Annotated in this window: 12 protein-coding genes and 1 pseudogene; 6 read left to right on the top strand and 7 right to left on the bottom strand. The window is 39.5% G+C overall.

From position 1 onward, the window contains the following. Nucleotides 1-70 precede the first annotated feature (70 nt). Genes HPSH112_RS00230 through HPSH112_RS00240 form a run of 3 tightly spaced genes read left to right on the top strand, consistent with a single transcriptional unit; the run spans nt 71 to nt 3,568 of the window. On the top strand, nt 71-1,483 hold the full coding sequence (locus tag HPSH112_RS00230) for a mannose-1-phosphate guanylyltransferase/mannose-6-phosphate isomerase (RefSeq protein ID WP_000694836.1): 1,413 nt from the start codon (nt 71-73) through the stop codon (nt 1,481-1,483). 14 nt (nt 1,484-1,497) lie between these two features. Further along, nucleotides 1,498-2,643, top strand: coding sequence for a GDP-mannose 4,6-dehydratase (gmd, locus tag HPSH112_RS00235; RefSeq protein ID WP_000659844.1), 1,146 nt, complete (start codon nt 1,498-1,500; stop codon nt 2,641-2,643). Continuing rightward, nucleotides 2,636-3,568: a GDP-L-fucose synthase family protein gene (locus HPSH112_RS00240; protein WP_001002520.1), complete on the top strand. Its 933-nt coding sequence runs from the start codon at nt 2,636-2,638 to the stop codon at nt 3,566-3,568. The genes gmd and HPSH112_RS00240 overlap by 8 nt, the downstream gene beginning before the upstream one ends. A 277-nt stretch (nt 3,569-3,845) precedes the next feature. Here the strand turns inward: HPSH112_RS00240 and hypE are convergent, their stop codons facing one another. The 7 genes and pseudogenes from hypE to HPSH112_RS00275 all read right to left on the bottom strand — a co-directional run bounded on the left by hypE (nt 3,846) and on the right by HPSH112_RS00275 (nt 14,838). Beyond that, on the bottom strand, nt 3,846-4,844 hold the full coding sequence (gene hypE / locus HPSH112_RS00245) for a hydrogenase expression/formation protein HypE (protein ID WP_000378782.1): 999 nt from the start codon (nt 4,842-4,844) through the stop codon (nt 3,846-3,848). A 2-nt stretch (nt 4,845-4,846) separates the two neighbouring features. Then, nucleotides 4,847-7,099 (bottom strand): carbamoyltransferase HypF, encoded by a 2,253-nt coding sequence (hypF, locus tag HPSH112_RS00250; protein WP_014662177.1) that lies wholly within the window; start codon nt 7,097-7,099, stop codon nt 4,847-4,849. After that, on the bottom strand, nt 7,096-8,088 hold the full coding sequence (locus HPSH112_RS00255; RefSeq protein WP_000827214.1) for an agmatine deiminase family protein: 993 nt from the start codon (nt 8,086-8,088) through the stop codon (nt 7,096-7,098). Before HPSH112_RS00255 ends, hypF begins: the two co-directional genes overlap by 4 nt. Nucleotides 8,089-8,139: 51 nt before the next feature. After that, a complete protein-coding gene (locus tag HPSH112_RS00260; RefSeq protein ID WP_000614655.1) occupies nt 8,140-8,838 on the bottom strand; it encodes a DNA-methyltransferase in 699 nt (232 codons plus the stop codon). Next, nucleotides 8,835-9,725, bottom strand: a pseudogene (locus tag HPSH112_RS00265) (DNA cytosine methyltransferase); the annotation flags it as partial. The pseudogene HPSH112_RS00265 and the gene HPSH112_RS00260, both read right to left, overlap by 4 nt. A 29-nt stretch (nt 9,726-9,754) precedes the next feature. After that, entirely contained in the window at nt 9,755-11,254 is a 1,500-nt protein-coding gene (putP, locus tag HPSH112_RS00270; RefSeq protein WP_000510289.1) for a sodium/proline symporter PutP, read from the bottom strand. Between the two features lie 26 nt (nt 11,255-11,280). Next, nucleotides 11,281-14,838 (bottom strand): bifunctional proline dehydrogenase/L-glutamate gamma-semialdehyde dehydrogenase, encoded by a 3,558-nt coding sequence (locus HPSH112_RS00275; protein WP_001169360.1) that lies wholly within the window; start codon nt 14,836-14,838, stop codon nt 11,281-11,283. 327 nt (nt 14,839-15,165) lie between these two features. Between HPSH112_RS00275 and HPSH112_RS00280 the strand changes: the two genes are divergently transcribed. The 3 genes from HPSH112_RS00280 to HPSH112_RS00290 all read left to right on the top strand — a co-directional run bounded on the left by HPSH112_RS00280 (nt 15,166) and on the right by HPSH112_RS00290 (nt 17,568). Next, nucleotides 15,166-15,375 carry a hypothetical protein gene (locus HPSH112_RS00280; protein ID WP_000848994.1) on the top strand — a complete coding sequence of 70 codons (210 nt, stop codon included), beginning with the start codon at nt 15,166-15,168 and terminating at the stop codon, nt 15,373-15,375. A 539-nt stretch (nt 15,376-15,914) separates the two neighbouring features. Next, nucleotides 15,915-16,742 carry a hypothetical protein gene (locus tag HPSH112_RS00285; protein ID WP_000992785.1) on the top strand — a complete coding sequence of 276 codons (828 nt, stop codon included), beginning with the start codon at nt 15,915-15,917 and terminating at the stop codon, nt 16,740-16,742. A gap of 1 nt (nt 16,743) precedes the next feature. Next, nucleotides 16,744-17,568, top strand: coding sequence for a coiled-coil domain-containing protein (locus tag HPSH112_RS00290; RefSeq protein WP_000536429.1), 825 nt, complete (start codon nt 16,744-16,746; stop codon nt 17,566-17,568). Nucleotides 17,569-17,573: the final 5 nt, after the last annotated feature.

Below are 17,573 nucleotides of genomic sequence, written 5' to 3' on the forward strand. Positions count from 1 at the left end.
TCAAAAACGCCCGATTAAAAACGCTATAATAACCCTAAAAAAAACAAAAGAGAGCCTGACAAGGAAACTCATGAAAATTAAAAATATCTTACTGAGTGGGGGGAGCGGAAAACGCCTATGGCCTTTAAGCCGTAGCTTATACCCTAAGCAATTTTTAAAGCTTTTTGGCAATGAAAGCTTGTTTGAATTGAGTTTTAAAAGAAACGCTTCCTTAGTGGATGAAACGCTCATTGTGTGCAACGAAAAGCATTATTTTTTAGCCCTAGAAGAAATAGAGAGTGAAATCAAAAACAAAAGCGTGGGTTTTTTATTAGAGAGCTTGAGTAAAAACACCGCTAACGCTATTGCTTTGAGCGCTTTAATGAGTGAGAGAGAAGATTCACTCATCGTTACGCCAAGCGATCATTTGATCAAAGACATTCAAGCGTATGGAAATGCAATCAAAAAAGCGATTGATTTAGCCCAAAAAGGCTTTTTAGTCACTTTTGGGATCAATATTGAAAAGCCCAACACGGAGTTTGGGTATATTGAAAGCCCTAATGGTTTAGATGTCAAGCACTTCATTGAAAAGCCAAGCCTAGAAAAAGCGATAGAGTTTCAAAAAAGCGGGGGTTTTTATTTCAATAGCGGCATGTTTGTTTTCCAAGCGGGCGTTTTTTTAGACGAATTGAAAAAGCATGCCCCTACTATTTTAAAGGGGTGCGAAAGAGCGTTTGAATCTTTGGAGAGGGCGTCTTTTTTTGAAAAAAAGATCGCTCGTTTGAGCGAAAAGAGCATGCAAGATTTAGAAGATGTGAGCGTGGATATAGCTTTAATGCAACAAAGCCACAAGATCAAAATGGTAGGATTAAACGCCAAGTGGAGCGATTTAGGGAATTTTAACGCTCTCTTTGAAGAAGTGGCTAACGATCCTAAAGAAAATGTCAGCCTGAATCAAACGCCTGTTTTTGCCAAAGAGAGCCAGAATAATTTAGTGTTTTCCCATAAAGTGAGCGCTCTTTTAGGGGTTGAGAATTTAGCCATCATTGACACCAAAGACGCTCTTTTAATCGCTCATAAAGACAAGGCTAAAGATTTAAAAGCTTTAGTGAGCGAGGTGGAAGCAAACAACCAAGAATTGTTGCAAACGCACACTAAAGTGTATCGCCCTTGGGGGAGCTATGAAGTCTTGCATGAGAGCGGGTGTTACAAGGTTAAGATTTTAGAAGTCAAACCTAACGCAAGGCTTTCTTTACAAAAGCATTTCCACAGGAGCGAGCACTGGGTGGTGATTAGCGGGATGGCGAGCGTGGAGTTGGATCGCCAATCGTTTGAATTGCAAGCTAACGAATCCACTTATATCCCTAAAAACACCTTACACCGCCTGGCTAATTACGGCAAAATCCCTTTAACCATCATAGAAGTTCAAGTGGGCGAGTATGTCGGTGAAGACGATATTGTAAGGGTTGATGACGATTTTAACAGACAAAATCAAGGAAAATAAATAAAGGAAAAATAATGAAAGAAAAAATCGCTTTAATCACCGGGGTTACCGGGCAAGATGGGAGCTATCTGGCTGAATACTTGCTGAATTTGGGTTATGAAGTGCATGGGTTAAAAAGGCGCTCTTCTAGCATCAACACTTCTAGGATCGATCATTTGTATGAAGATTTGCACAGCGAGCACAAAAGGCGTTTTTTCCTGCACTATGGGGATATGACCGATAGCTCTAATCTTATCCATTTAATCGCTACCACTAAACCTACAGAGATTTATAATTTAGCCGCTCAAAGCCATGTGAAAGTCTCTTTTGAAACCCCAGAATACACCGCTAACGCTGATGGTATTGGCACGCTAAGGATTTTAGAAGCCATGCGGATTTTAGGCTTAGAAAAGAAAACACGATTTTATCAAGCCAGCACGAGCGAATTGTATGGCGAAGTTTTAGAAACCCCACAAAACGAAAACACCCCCTTTAACCCACGAAGCCCCTATGCGGTCGCTAAAATGTATGCCTTTTACATCACCAAAAATTACAGAGAGGCCTATAACTTGTTTGCGGTTAATGGCATTCTTTTTAACCATGAAAGTAAAGTAAGGGGCGAAACTTTTGTCACTCGTAAAATCACACGAGCCGCTAGCGCGATAGCGTATAACTTAACGGATTGCTTGTATTTAGGGAATTTAGACGCTAAAAGAGATTGGGGGCATGCCAAAGATTATGTGAAAATGATGCATTTAATGCTCCAAGCACCCATTCCACAAGATTATGTGATCGCTACAGGCAAGACCACAAGCGTGCGCGATTTTGTGAAAATGAGCTTTGAATTTATCGGTATTAGTTTAGAATTTCAAAACACAGGGGTTAAAGAAATCGGTTTGATTAAAAGCGTTGATGAAAAAAGAGCGAACGCTTTAAAATTAAACTTAAGCCATTTAAAAACAGGCCAAATCGTGGTGCGCATAGACGAGCGCTATTTCAGGCCTACTGAAGTGGATTTGCTTTTAGGCGATCCCACTAAGGCGGAAAAAGAGCTAGGTTGGGTTAGGGAATACGATTTAAAAGAGTTGGTTAAGGACATGTTAGAATACGATTTAAAAGAATGCCAGAAAAACCTTTACTTGCAAGATGGGGGTTATATTTTAAGGAATTTTTATGAATGAGATTATTTTAATCACCGGTGCCTATGGCATGGTGGGGCAGAACACGGCGTTGTATTTAAAAAAAAATAAGCCTGATGTTACTCTACTCACCCCTAAAAAGAGCGAATTGTATTTACTAGATAAAGACAATGTTCAAGCTTATTTGAAAGAATACAAGCCTACAGGCATTATCCATTGCGCCGGGAGAGTGGGGGGCATTGTCGCTAACATGAACGATCTTTCAGCTTACATGGTTGAGAATTTATTGATGGGCTTGTACCTCTTTTCTAGCGCTTTAGATTTGGGCGTGAAGAAAGCCATTAACCTAGCGAGCTCTTGCGCTTACCCTAAATTCGCCCCCAACCCTTTAAAAGAGAGCGATTTATTGAACGGATCTTTAGAGCCAACGAACGAAGGCTACGCATTAGCCAAACTCTCTGTGATGAAGTATTGCGAGTATGTGAGCGCTGAAAAAGGCGTTTTTTATAAAACCCTAGTGCCTTGCAACCTTTATGGCGAGTTTGACAAGTTTGAAGAAAAAATAGCGCACATGATACCCGGGCTTATTGCTAGGATGCACACCGCTAAATTAAAAAATGAAAAAGAGTTTGCGATGTGGGGCGATGGCACGGCCAGAAGAGAATATCTAAACGCTAAAGATTTAGCCAGGTTCATTTCTCTAGCTTATGAGAATATCGCTTCAATCCCTAGCGTGATGAATGTCGGCTCTGGCGTGGATTACAGCATTGAAGAGTATTACAAAATGGTCGCTCAGGTTTTAGATTATAAGGGCGCATTTGTGAAAGACTTGTCCAAACCAGTGGGCATGCAGCAAAAGCTTATGGATATTTCCAAACAAAAGGCTTTAAAATGGGAATTAGAAATCCCTTTAGAGCAGGGCATCAAAGAAGCTTATGAGTATTATTTGAAGCTTTTAGAGGTTTGAAATAAAATCAAGGCTCTTATAGGGTTATAAAAACGCTCCGCTATTAAGCATTAGGCTAGCGGTAGTTGCGATATTGTGATTATTTGGCTTTAAACAAGCTTTGAGCCATTAAAAGGGGTTTGGTGTGCGCTTCGCTCTCAATTCCAAGCGCTTTTTTATCATCAAGCCCGCTTTTTTGTAACACCCGCCATTAACCCTCTTTTATTGCAAGTTTTCTAGATTGATTATAGTGATTTTAGAGGGTAGGGCTAGAGGGGTTTTAAAAAGTGCCTTAGCCTTAACAAATCCTAGGCAATAATTCGCCTTCTGGCATCTCTAAGATCCTTTCAAAACCCCATGCGTTCTTTAAAACCACGCTAGGATAGGGGTTTTCAAACACTCCGCCAATCACGCAAGCGTTTTTAGCTTTCTCGTTACTTTTTAAAATTTCTAAGGCTTTAGGGGCGTCTTTTTGATTGATTGCTAAAACAAACACCCCCTCATTGGCTAACGCGTAGGGTTCTAGCCCTAAAATCTCACAAATCCCTTTAGTTTCTTCTTTTAAGGGGATTTTTTCTTCTTCTATAACGATTTTCACTTTGGAGCTGTTCGCCCATTCGTTCAGCACGCTCGCTAACCCGCCCCTGGTCGCATCTCTTAAAGCATGGATTTTGAGATCGCTTAAAAATAGGGGTTTTAATAAGGGATAGAGCAGTTGGCAATCGCTTTCTAGATTAGTTTTAAGTTTGATTTCATGGCGCATCGCAAACAAGCTTGCCCCATGATTGGCGATAGTGTCGCTTATGATAATGGCTTGGTCTTGTTTTAAATGGCGTGAAGAAATCCCTGGCTTGATGGTTTTACCAATACATGTTGTGTTGATAAAAAGCTTATCCACGCTCCCCTTTGGCACGACTTTAGTGTCTAGGGAGAGGAGTTTCAGGTTGGCTTTAAGCAATTCTTTTTGTATGGATTGTAAAATTTGTTTTAAAAGAGGGATTTCTAAGCCTTCTTCTAAAATAAAACCCATATTCAAATACAAAGGTTCGCCCCCTTGCACGCTCACATCATTCGCGCTCCCGCAAACGCAAAGTTTGCCTATATCGCCTCCATTAAAAATTAAGGGCGTGATGACAAAACTATCCGTGCTCACGCAATATTCCCCACTAGCTTCAAATTTAGGGGCGTCTTCATCAAACGCAACGATAAATTCTTTTAAATAGGGCATAAAGACTCGCTCAATTAAAGCGTTTGTTTCTTTCCCTCCGTTCCCGCATGCTAGAGTTACGCTATCCATTTTTATCCTTTTTTGATGATTGTAGGGTTGAAATACGCCATTAAGGCTTGACCGATAGGGATACTGCTATCGTTAGGGGGGAAATGCTTGTGGAAAAAATACTGCCTTTTTAGCCCCCTCAATCGTTTGGCTAATTGTTCGCATAATAATTGGTTGCAAAACACGCCCCCACTGCACACCACCACATGCTCTTTAAAAGGCGCAATCAAAGCGGTAATGATTTCTACTAGGCTGTTAAAAAATTTCTTAGCGATGCGTTCGGGTTCTAAAACGCCCAAATCCTTTTCAAACGCTTGATAAAAATCTTTTAAACACACCACGCTGTTTTTGATTTTAAAAGGGTAAAAAGCGATCTCATCGCTTTGTAAGGCTAGATTTTCTAAAACCTGCCCGCTCTCTGCTTCAAAGCTAATCGTTCCTACTAAATCCAAACTAAACGCTACTATATCAAACAAACGCCCTATGGAATTGGTGGCTATGCTTTGAATTCCTCTGTCATGCATTTGCTGAAAAATTTCCAATTCGTCTTCTTTAAAATGTTTTTGAACGCGCTTTAAAAGCTTGTTGAGTTGGTGTTTTAAAGCGATTTCTAAAACCAGGCGTTTAGGCTCTTTGATCGCTTTTTCCCCCCCTAAAAGCAGAAATTCTTCAAACCTGGCGGTTTCTTCAATGCGTTCAAAATCCCCCACAAAACACTCCGCCCCATAAATCTTATTTTCATAAGCCCCACTCCCATCCCAGACAATGCCTATAAAAGGATGATTTAAATGCGGGTCTTGTAATAATGCGTCTAAAATGCTCGCTAAAAAGTGGGCATGGTGGTGCTGGACTTGTAATAAGGGCGTATTAAAACCACAAGCCATTTGAGTGGTGGTGTAGTTTTGATGCTTATCGCAAACTAAGATGGTGGGTTTAAAATCATAGGTTTTTAAGAAAAAATTCAAAGTTTCTTTAAAGTGTTTTTCATTTTCTAAAACGCTCAAATCCCCACAAAAAGGCGAGAGTAAAAGGATGGAAGTTTCACTATCTAATAAGCTAAAATGCCCTTTTTGCTCCGCTCCAAGCGCTAAAATCTTTTTTTGCGAATCATTAGAGCGTTTAGGCAAAGTGAGATAAAGTGGGGCAAACCCCCTAGCCAAACGCATGGGGCGAATCGCATTATCCACATGCTGTGCGATACTATCATCAATCCTGTGGATGATGGCACGATTGTGCGTGAGTTTAAAATCAAAAATGAAACTCAAGGAATCAATCTCAGCCTCATCGCTCGCTAAAGGGAGGGAGCTGAAATTCGCGCTCGTGAATATAATGGGGAAGTCCAATAAATCCAGCAATAAAGCATGCAAAGGGGTATAGGGTAAGATGACGCCATAAAAGGGGGAGTTTTTAGCGATATTAGGGGCTAATTGCGTGTCAGGTTTTTTACGCGCTAAAAGAATGGGGGCGCTTGTGGAATTTAAGCTTTCGCATTCTAATACGCTCAAAAACGCATGCTGTTTGGCTGTGTTCAAATCTTTAAACATGAGCGCGAAAGGTTTTAGGGGGCGGTTTTTTAAAAGCCGTAATCTTTCTATGGTTTGAAAATTCCTCGCATCGCACAAGAGAGCAAAGCCTCCCAAACCTTTAAGAGCGATGATTTTACCTTTTTGAATGTCTTTAGCGCATTCTAAAAGAGCGTCATCATTTTTGAATCGCTTGTAACTGAGCGTAATACCGCACTTTTTGCAGCTGATGCCTTGAATGTGGAAGCGTTTGTTATTGGCGTCTTTATAAACGAATGCGCAAAACTCACAGAGTTTGAAAGGCTTTAGGGCGGAGTTTTCTCTGTCATAGGGCAAAGCGTTTAAAAGGCTGTATCTCGCCCCGCATTTCGCGCAAGAATTGAAAGCGTAATGGAAATAGGGGGAGTTTTTATCTCTAATTTCGCGCAAGCAATCTTCACACACGCCTAAATCTTTAGGGATTTGACTGAGCAAATTCAAGGGGTGGTTCTTGCTTTCTAAAATCCTAAAACCATTGGATTTGAGCGTTTTATCATAAGGGCTAATAATGATCTTTTCAACCAACGCTAAAGGGGGCAACCCTTTTTTTAGGGCGTTTAAAAAAGACTCTGTTTTATGAGCGGGTAAGACGATTTCTAAAGCCGCTTGGGTGTTACGCACAAAGCCTACAAGCTCTAATTTTTGAGCTAGGGTATAAATAAAAGGGCGCATGCCCACGCCTTGGACCACGCCAAAAAGCGTGATTTTATTCAATAAAGTTGCATCGTTACACAATGCAAGCTTCCATGCTGTTTGATTAAAGTATTGCAATCAACCCCTATCACTTCTAAGGGCGTGTGTTGTTTTAAGGTTTCTAAAATGAGCGCGTCTTTAGGGTCGTTGTAGGTGGGCACGATGAGAGCGTCATTGCACAATAAAAAATTCACATAAGTCGCCGGCAAGCGTTGTTGGTTTTCATCAAAAATGGCTTTGGGGATTTCTAGGGGGATGAGTTTATAAGGCGTTTTGTCTGGTTTTTTAAAGGTTTTTAATTCTTCTTGCATTTTCTTTAAGGCTGTGTAATGCTCATCGTTTTTATCCTCGCATGCGCTATAAACAATGGTGTCTTTATCTAAAAAGCGAGCGAGCGTGTCGGTATGGCTATTGGTGTCATCGCCTTTGAGATAGCCATAAGAATACCACAGCACTTGTTTAGCCCCTAATTCCTTTTTAAGCATGTTTTCTATTTCATGTTGATTCAAATGGGGGTTACGATTTTTTTCTAACAGGCATTGGGTGTTGGTTAAAATACTCCCGGCCCCATCGCTTTCTATGCTCCCGCCCTCTAAAATATAGGGCATCGTTTTTAAAGGGTGTTTTAAAAACCCTAAGTTTTTGAGTTTGAAATTCACCCGATTGTCTAAATTGGACGGGTATTTTAACCCCCAGCCATTAAAACCAAAATCCAAGCACTCTAAAACGCCATGATTTTCAATACTGATCGCTCCAAAATCCCTAGCCCATGTGTCGTTAGTGTCAATCCTTGCGATTTCTACACCGGGTAAGTTTTTAAGCGTTTCATAGCCGATAGTATCGTTAGTATGGACGCACACTAACACTTTGGCGTGTTTGGCTATGGTTTGAATGATGTTTAAAAAACTTTCCCTAGCCTCTTTGATGCAATACGCCCAGTCGCCAAACTCATGGGGGAACGCCATTAAAATCGCTTGGATTTTTTCAAACTCCGCTAACATTCTTTTCATTCAAAATATCCTTTTAAATAACTATAACACAATCTCATTCAAATAGCGTTTTTAAAACAGATTCAAACGCTTTTTGGCGATTTGAAAATATTCTCTTTCTGATTCTATACCGATAAAATTTCGTTTCAAGTGCTTGCATGCTAAGCCGGTGGTGCCGCTCCCCATAAATGGATCTAGCACGATGTCATTAGGGTTTGTGTGGATGGAAATGATTTTTTCCATTAAGGCTAGGCTTTTTTGCGTGGGGTGTTTAACTCTTTCAAGCCCGCCAACCACAGGGCTTTTTAAAATCAAGGGCCGTAAATATTTTTCATTTTTTGGCTTGTTAAACACCCATTTAGCTTTCTTTTTAACCGCCCACAGGGCAAATTCCGTGTCTTGGACATAGCGCCGGTTAATGTTTCTTGGCATGGGATTATTTTTAACCCATTGGATAAAGTCTTTGACCACAAAGCCGTTTTCTTCTAAAAAATCAACGATATAGCTTATAAACCTGTAAGAGCAAAAAATAACCATGCAGCCGTTTGGATTGACTAAGGGGGCGTAGCGCTTGATCCATTCTAAAAGCCTGAAATTTTTATCCCATTCCCCAAAATCTATGCCTTGCCTTTTAGCGCTCTTTAGGGTGGAAAAATTGTTTTTAACCGAAATGTTATAAGGAGGGTCTGTGATGATCGCATCCACTTTTAAATTTTGCTGGTAAAAGTCTTTGATGATTTCAAAAGCGTTAGCGTGATGAATTTGTATCATTTTCTTAAGCTTTTTAAGATCGCTTTGCCTAAGGCTAGGGCTAGAAGAGGAGGCACAGCGTTACCGATTTGCTTACAAACGCTCGTTTTATTGCCATAAAAGATATAATTATCGCTAAAACTTTGTATCCTGGCGGCTTCTCTGGGCGTGATGGAGCGGTGCAATTCAGGGTGGGAATTGGTGCCGTTGCTTGGAGTGTCAAATCGTGTGTCTATGGTGGGGCTTACTTTATTCCAATTCAAACGCCCCCATGTGCTTTTGAATTGCTGTTTGCCATGCAAGTTTTTAGGCAAGCATTCTTTACCTTGTTCTTTGTTAATGAGCTTTAATTTCTCTAAAGCGGCTTGCGAGTGGTTGGTGGCTTGATGGTTGTAGAGTTTGGGGCTATCCTTTCGCATCAAGGCTTGATAGCTTGATTGGATAGGGTTTAAATAATCGCTCTCAAACGCCCCCTCATTAGAACAAAGATAGGCTAAATCGCTTATCGCATCTTGAACATTCACGCTTTGAGAAGGCTCTAAAAGATTAAAATCAAAACTAAAACGACTAGCCCCCACAATAAAGGCCCTCTCTCTGTTTTGAGGCACACCATAATCTTTAGCGTTTAGGATCTGATAGCTTAATTGATACCCTAAAGCGTTCAATCTTTCTTTAATTTCTTCCAAAAAATAGCCCTTAGCGCAAGAGATGAGGTTTTTCACATTTTCAATGATAAAAATTTCTGGCTTTAAGGCTTTTACTATCTCTATATATTCTAAGAATAAAAAATTCCTAGGGTCTTTTAGCCCTAAATTTTTCCCTTTATTAGAAAAGCCTTGACAGGGAGGCCCGCCAATGATCATGTTGATTTTTAATGTTTGGGCTAGTTTGATGACTTTTTCTTTAATTAAAGATTAAACCAAACTCATTTGAAGCATTAATATTTCAAGCTTTCAATTTCTTTAATTTCTTTAAGCATGGTTTCAAAAGCCTCTTTAGTGCCTGCTCGCACGCTAGAAAACAAACTAAACACAACAATAGCGATGCTCGCTACAATAAAGCCCGGAACGATTTCATAAATATCCAAAAAGCTTTTGCCAAATTTATCGTATAAAATCACCGTGCTAGCCCCAGAGAGCATGCCAGCAATCGCGCCAATGCGCGTCATTCTTGACCAAAAAAGTGAAAACAAAATCACAGAGCCAAAGCTCGCGCCAAAGCCAGCCCATGCGTAACTCACGATGCTGAGAATACTAGCGTTTCTATCCGTTGAAATGAAAAAAGCGATGCAAGCCACCCCTAAAACCGAAAGCCTAGAAATAACCATCACTAATTTTTGCGGAGCGTCTTTATTGAAAATCGTCGCATAGAAGTCTTCAGCAATAGTAGAAGAGCTTACAAGCAGTTGCGAACTGGCCGTGCTCATCACCGCCGCTAAAATCGCGCTCAATAAAATGCCTGTGATCCAAGGGTTAAAGAGCAATTGACTCATCACAATGAAAATCTTTTCAGGGTCTTCTAAACTCAAATCAAATTTATGCGCATAAGCAACGCCTAAAAGCCCCATAACGCATGCCCCAATTAAAGAAATAACCATCCAAGAAATCCCAATAGTGGTCGCTTTAGGGACATCTTTAATGGAGCGGATAGACATGAAACGCACTAAAATATGGGGTTGCCCAAAATAGCCTAACCCCCAAGCAAGGCTTGAAATAATGGCGACCATGCTAGAGCCTTGCAAGAAAGAAAGGTTTTCAGGCTTGATTTCTCTAATGATCTTAATCCCTTCTCCAATCCCTCCAAGATGGATTATCATAACGATCGGCACCACGATTAAAGCGCTCATCATCAAAAGCCCTTGAATCAAATCCGTCCAGCACACCGCCTTATACCCCCCTAAAAAGGTGTAAGAAACAATAATCAGCGTGCCAATGCTTAAAGCGTAGGTGTATTGAATGCCAAAGGTCGCTTCAAAGAGTTTAGCCCCGCTCACCAGCCCTGAAGAAATGTAAAAAATAAAAAAGATCAAAATCACAAAAGCTGAAATCAAGCGCAAGATGTGTTTGTCATCGCTAAAGCGCGTTTCAAAATAATCTGAAATGGTAATAGAATTAGCGATCACGCTCGTATAAATGCGTAAGCGTTTAGCCACAAAAACCCAGTTAATGAGCGCGCCCAAACTCAACCCTATGGCGATGTGTGAGTTGATTAAGCCCCCCACATATAAAGCTCCAGGCAATCCCATTAAAAGCCACCCGCTCATATCGCTCGCCCCCGCGCTCAAAGCGCTAATGATAGGGCCCATGGAACGATCGCCTAAGAAATAATCTGCAGTCGTTTCATTCTGTCTGTAAAAATAAAAACCAATATAGAGCATTAACAGCGAATAAGCGACAAACATCGTAACAATAGGGGTGCTTAAAACAACATGTCCCATTTTAATCTCCTTATTTAATACAATATTTATTTTTCAGCACAACATGATTTGTGGCAAGTTGGTTGCCTTAAAACCCTTGAGCCTAAATTCCCGTAACGATGATAAGAGATGCTAACCGATCGCTCTAAGTGGTAATACAGCAATTCAAAACGCCCGTTTAGGCAGGGTTTAGCCGTGGCTAAAACAATCCCTAAGGCGCTTGCTTGTTCGTGCAATAAATCCAAATCGCTTTTTAAATAACGGACACGATTGAAAGCGTTCAATTTCTCGCTAAATTTTTGCAAGCTTTCATAAACAATGGGGGCGTTTGCTCGGAGCGCTTTTAAGCATTCTAAGAAAAATGATAAATCTTTGTTCGCTCGTTCGTTTTCTATGCTGAGCGTTAAAGGGATTTGAGAAATTAAACATGCTAAAGCAACGCCTAACATATCGCTTAAGGTGTCCTTTTCGGTGATGCGATAGCCCACGCTTTTAACTTTAGTGTAGGAAAAAAGGTTGTCTTCGCCTCTGATTTTGACATAGTCTTTAGCTTGGCTGAATTCATGCTTGTAATGATAAGCGTAACTCTTTGCCATAAAAATCGCGCGCCTCAACTCATGCGTATGCTCATCATAGCCTTTTTGAGTCAAGCCCTCTAAAGCTTCGCTCAAGGGGTTTTTTAGGGCGTTTTCATCTTCTTCTTCTTGGTGGATATTCACAAATTGCGTGATATAGTTAAAAATGCCCACCTTTCTCCCAAACCCCACAGCGGATTTTTTAACCCCCCCAAAAGGCTGGCGTAAGACAATCGCTCCTGTGGTGGGCTTGTTGATATAGATATTACCGGCTTCAATGCGTTTTAGATAATATTCCCACTCCCTTTCGTCCAAAGACTCTAACGCACTCGTCAGCCCGTAACCGGTAGAATTGACTATGTCTATCGCTTCGTCTAAATCTTGCGCTTTCATCACGGATAAAATGGGCGTAAAAAGCTCAGTTTGGTGCGTGAAATCGCCTTTTTTAGTGCCGTATTTGATGCTTGGCTTCATCAAATAGGGGTTATCATTGACAAAGCTTACCGGGATTTCGTAATTTTCATAGCTTTTCAATTCGTCTATGGCTTTAATGACCTTTTCATTAGGCTTGTCCGCTAGAGTGCCGATTTTGTTTTTGAAATCAAAAGGATCGCCCACGCTAAGGCTTAGAGTCGCATCTATTAGAGTCTTTTTAAAGTTCTCATCTTCATAGACTTCTTTTTCCAACACTAAAAGCGAAGTGGCGGAGCATTTTTGCCCCGAATTGCTAAAAGCTGAATGGATAACATTCTTAATCGCTTGATCTCTGTCTGCCATTTTGCTCACAATAGTGGCGTTTTTACCGCCTGTTTCAGCGCTCAAGGCTAAAGTGGGGTTAGCTTCTAGCATTTTATAAGCGGTGTCTTCGCCCCCTGTTAAAATGGCAAACTTGATGCTTTCATCTTTTAAAAGATGCTCGCTAATATCGCTCCCTTTAGAGGGCAAGTAAATGAGTGCATCTCTAGGCACGCCCGCATCCCAAAAGCACTCACAAAGCTTATAACCCGTTACGCTAGACAAACTTGAGGGCTTGTAAATCACCCGATTGCCAGCGGCTAGGGGGGCAGCGATAGTGCCTACAGAAATGCCCACAGGGAAATTCCATGGGGCAATGACCACACCCACGCCTTTGGGGGTGAATTTCGTTTTTTTATTTTGCTCTTGCAACACCCTTAAGCTGTAAGGGTAAAACTCTAAAAAGTCAATGGCTTCGCTCACTTCAGCGTCCGTTTCAGCGAAAGTCTTACCCACTTCTAAAGCCGAAATCCCTATCAAATCGCCTCGCCTTTCTCTAAAAATTTGGGCGGTTTGACTCATTAAGGCATGGATTTCTGTAAAGCTTTTTTGGCTGAAACGGTTCTTATCGCTTTTAGCCACTTCTAGGGCTTTTAAAATCGCTTCCCTATCCGCTAAATGCACGCTAGCGATTTTTTTATGATGGATTTTATCAAAGACTTCTAAAGGGGTTAAATTAGGATCTTCAAACCTCCCATCCATTTCTGGGTAAAGCTCTAAAATAGGGGCGTTATGCATTTTTTCGCGCACTTTTTTAGCCCATTCTCGGTTGGCTTTTAAAATAAAATCGGTATCGCTTTCGTTTTTAAAGGAGTGGTTTGGGTAGGTGGTATGCCCGCTTTGTTTGGCGTTTCTATCTTGAGTCCTGTGGGTGGCATTGTCTAAAGTAGCGATTCCTTTAAGGCTGTTTAAAAAGCGTTGCTCTTGATCTTCCCATTCGCTCGTGCCTACTTTGAGGTTAAAGAAAGCCTTCATGAAATTATCGCTTGAGGTGTTTTCATCTAACCTCCTCACCAAGTAAGCGATCGCGTTGTTAAAATGCGCTTCATCGCACACCGGTGCATAAAGAATGAGTTTGTGCATCTCTTTTAGTTCCTGGCTCGCTTGCAAACTCATGCCCTCTAGCATTTCAAAGCTAAAATGCTCTAACACAACAGGGTCATTAAGGGCATGGATGCGCGTATAAACATAAGCGATTTCAAAAATATTATGGCTTGCTGCACCAATATGAATGTATTTATAATTATCGCCCTCTAAAACAAAATCCAGCATTTTATTGTAATTAGAATCGGTGTCTTGCTTATTGGAAAATGTGGGTAACGCCCAGTCTTTCACGGAAGCGATAGTCTCTTCGCTCTCCATGTTCGCTCCCTTAACAAAGCGGATTTTAATGGGCTTTAACCCTTTTAAAACCCTTTCTTTAGAAAAAGCGTGCAGTTTTTTTAAATATTCATAAGAATCCGGGATATAGGCTTGCAACACAATGCCAGCGTTCAAATCAAATTTAGCGATGGATTCCATAAAAGACTCCACCGTGAGCTCTAAATCCCTAAATTCCTCCATATCCAAATTAATAAATTTAGGCATGCCTTGCTTTTTTTCTTCTTCTAAAGCTAGGGCATAAAGAGCGTCTAGGCGTTTGACAATCTCTTTTTTAGAATATTCAAAATCAAGGATATTGATTTGAGAAAAAATCGTTGTGATTTTAATGGAAATGTATTGAATGTAGTTGGATTTTAGGGCTTGAGAGTATTTTTCAAAACGCGCACTAGCTTCTTCTTCGCCTAAAACCTCTTCGCCAATAAAATTCACATTCAAAATGATTTTTTCATTTTTTCTTTTTAAAATCCGCTCTTTTAATTGGCTCTCTTCTTGATCCAAGACCATCGCTTTCGTGTCGCTTCTGATTTTATTGACAAAGAAAGGCACGCTCATATCAGGGAGCATTTTCCCAAAGCTTAAAAACCCCATTAAAAGCAATTTTTCAAATGAAGAAAAAATCTCACGGCTTTTGTATTTGTCTAAAACATGCTCAATCATTTCAAAGCGGGCTTTATTGTCCAGGCATCTAAAACTCCGATCCATAAGCTCTATGAGCATGACTTTGTTTTCAGGGTTATTTAAAAGCTTTTGCATTTTAGAGTGGAACGCTTTTTCTTGCTCGCTCAAATGGTTACTGATACTATCTTGCAGTTTTTTGGCTAATTCTAATGAATCGTCAATGATTTTTTGCATGAGCTTACCTTTTATTTAAGAATTTGGCTTGATTGTAGCATGTTTTAAGCGGGCGGCTTTAAGTCTTATGGGTTGATAATGTTTTTTAATTTTAAATTTTGTTCCAGTGGTAATTAATTCTCATTCCGATCTTTTTGAGTTTATCACGCATTTTTACACAATGATAAGAGTTTGAGTGATAATTTGTATTGTTTGTATCTTCATTTACTTTTCGTTTAATAATAAATTATAACATTCGCATCGTCTAATTTAAAGTTTAGCTTATTCAATTAAACGATTTTAAATTAAACGGATTTATAAAAAATTTTACAAAACAAAGGATATAAAATGAAAACAATCAAAAATGGTATTATGATTGGCACACTCGGTGCGTTGTTATTGAGCGGTTGCTCTAGCTTTGATGCTCAGCGTTTTGCTTGTCTTCCTAAAGACCATTCTCTAAAAGACGCTTCTACAAAAAAAGAAGTGCAATACACGCCTAAGGGCTTTTTTGACCCTTATTCTTCTAATTTAAACCACTGGGATTCTACATTCTAGGGGTCTAGGGGTTTATAAAGAGGGGGCAAAAAGGGGGGGATATAAAGCTCATTTTAAGTTTTCTCAAATTACAATAACAATCTTTTAACAATCTTTTTAACACTGATATAAGATAAAAGGAGATATTCTTATGAGTGGTGCTCATAGTGTAGAAAATACGAATACAGAAAAAAATACGAATATTTCAAGCACGACTGCTTCCACCCCCCCTCCCCAATAATGAAGAATCTTTAAATAATGAAGAGCTTTTAAAATCTCTTAAAGATCTAACAGATCGCTTTAAAAAATTAGAAGACAAATTAGAAGGCCTTGAACCCCTTATCATAATCTCTCATTCCATAAAATCCTCTTTTAGAGAATCTTCTAACGACACCCAAGAAAACTCAAAAGACCCTCAAAAAAAAGAAGAAGCGCTTAAAGGAGTTAAAGAAGAAATCAACAAATTAAAAGAAGAAAACACCAAACTAAAAAATGAAAACGCCAATCTGAAAACAGAAAAAGAAAATCTAAACAATCAGCTTGATGCATCACAAAAGCAAGTGAATGCGTTAAAAAACTCTCAGCAAGTTTTAGAAAATGAAAAAGCCGAGCTGAAAACAGAAAAAGACAATCTAACTAAAGCAAACGCCGAGCTGAAAACAGAAAAAGAACGGCTGACTAAAGAAAAAACAGAACTGACTGAAAAAAATAAAGAGCTAGATGATCAAGTTGGCTTATTAAAAGGGCAAATAAAATCGTTAGAACAATCTCAGCAAGTTTTAAAAAATGAAAACACTGATCTAGATAACAAGATCACCGATTTATCAAAAGAAAATCAAAATCTAACTAAAGAAAAAACAGAACTGACTGAAAAAAATCAAAAGCTAACCACAGAAAAAGACAATCTAACTACAGATCTATCAAATGCAAAAATCCAAGCGATCCAAGCGAACCAAGAAAAAGACAAGTTAGAGCAAAAACACGCTCCATACAAAAAATTAGAAAAACTCTATGAAGTCTTTTTGGAAGTCAAAGGGTGCTTGAATTTTAATTTTGTGGAAAAAACCCATAGCGCAATGGATTTGATCGCATCGGTTCTTAGCGACAGCAAATACTATTTAGAAAGCCTTTATAACAAAGCGAGCCAAGAATTAAGCGATAGGAAAAGCGATAAGGGCGAAAAATTAGCCGAATTGTTTGATTTGCTTTTTGAATATGTTAAGGATAATAAATTTGAGCGTTTGAAAGAGCCAAGCGCTTATGACCCTACATGCAAAAAGCTATACCCAGAGCAAAACACTTCCGGAAAGATGCAAAGAGTGGTCTTAATAGGCTACACATACGACAAAAAAACGACACATTACACTATCGTGGATATGGGATCATAAAATGGGAACATTTATTGAAAAATGCTTTGGCTTCTATCAAGTGAGGGAAGAATTAGAAGCTCGCATCAGTGAGTTAGAAGATGAAAACGAAAATCTAATTAATGAAAACACACGCTTATTAGCATCAAAAGAACAGCTGACTAAAGAAAATACCGAATTGTTAAGAGAAAAAGACAATCTAATTAAAGAAAACACCGAGCTGAAAACAGACAAAGACAATCTAAACAATCAGCTTAATGCATCGCAAATGCAAGTGAATGAGTTAAAAAACGCTCATCAAGTTTTAGAAAAGGAAAAAGATGAGTTACTAAAAGATAAAGACAATCTAACTAAAGAGAAAGCAGAACTCACTGAAAAGAATCAAAAGCTGACTACAGAAAAAGACAATCTAACTAAAGCAAACGCCGAGCTAAAAAAAGAAAACGACAAGCTCAACCACCAAGTTATCGCACTCACTAAAGAGCAAGATAGCCTAAAATACGAAAAAGAATTATGCGCTAATTTAGAAAAAGACAACCAACAACTAACCGACAAACTCAAAAAGTTAGAAAGCGCTCAAAAAAATTTAGAAAATTCTAAGAATCAATTGTTGCAAGCTAGAGAAAAAATAGCCAAAGAAAATACCGAGCTGGAGCGAGAAATGGCACGCCTGAAGAGCTTAGAAGCCACAGACAAAAGCGAACTGGACTTGCAAAACAGGCGTTTTAAAAGCGCGATAGAGGATTTAAAGCGCCAAAACAGAAAATTAGAAGAAGAGAATATAGCGCTCAAAGAGAGGGTTGATGGCTTGAAAGAGCAACTCTCAAAACAACCAAAACCACAATAAAGGAG

It is taken from the genome of Helicobacter pylori Shi112 (assembly GCF_000277405.1).
Classification (GTDB): domain Bacteria; phylum Campylobacterota; class Campylobacteria; order Campylobacterales; family Helicobacteraceae; genus Helicobacter; species Helicobacter pylori_C.

Bases quoted from the DNA above. Each gene is read 5' to 3' on its own strand.
- HPSH112_RS00230 (WP_000694836.1), top strand. From the start codon at position 71: ATGAAAATTAAAAATATCTTACTGAGTGGGGGGAGCGGAAAACGCCTA.
- gmd (WP_000659844.1), top strand. From the start codon at position 1,498: ATGAAAGAAAAAATCGCTTTAATCACCGGGGTTACCGGGCAAGATGGG.
- HPSH112_RS00240 (WP_001002520.1), top strand. From the start codon at position 2,636: ATGAATGAGATTATTTTAATCACCGGTGCCTATGGCATGGTGGGGCAG.
- hypE (WP_000378782.1), bottom strand. From the start codon at position 4,844: ATGGATAGCGTAACTCTAGCATGCGGGAACGGAGGGAAAGAAACAAAC.
- HPSH112_RS00255 (WP_000827214.1), bottom strand. From the start codon at position 8,088: ATGAAAAGAATGTTAGCGGAGTTTGAAAAAATCCAAGCGATTTTAATG.
- HPSH112_RS00260 (WP_000614655.1), bottom strand. From the start codon at position 8,838: ATGATACAAATTCATCACGCTAACGCTTTTGAAATCATCAAAGACTTT.
- putP (WP_000510289.1), bottom strand. From the start codon at position 11,254: ATGGGACATGTTGTTTTAAGCACCCCTATTGTTACGATGTTTGTCGCT.
- HPSH112_RS00275 (WP_001169360.1), bottom strand. From the start codon at position 14,838: ATGCAAAAAATCATTGACGATTCATTAGAATTAGCCAAAAAACTGCAA.
- HPSH112_RS00280 (WP_000848994.1), top strand. From the start codon at position 15,166: ATGAAAACAATCAAAAATGGTATTATGATTGGCACACTCGGTGCGTTG.
- HPSH112_RS00290 (WP_000536429.1), top strand. From the start codon at position 16,744: ATGGGAACATTTATTGAAAAATGCTTTGGCTTCTATCAAGTGAGGGAA.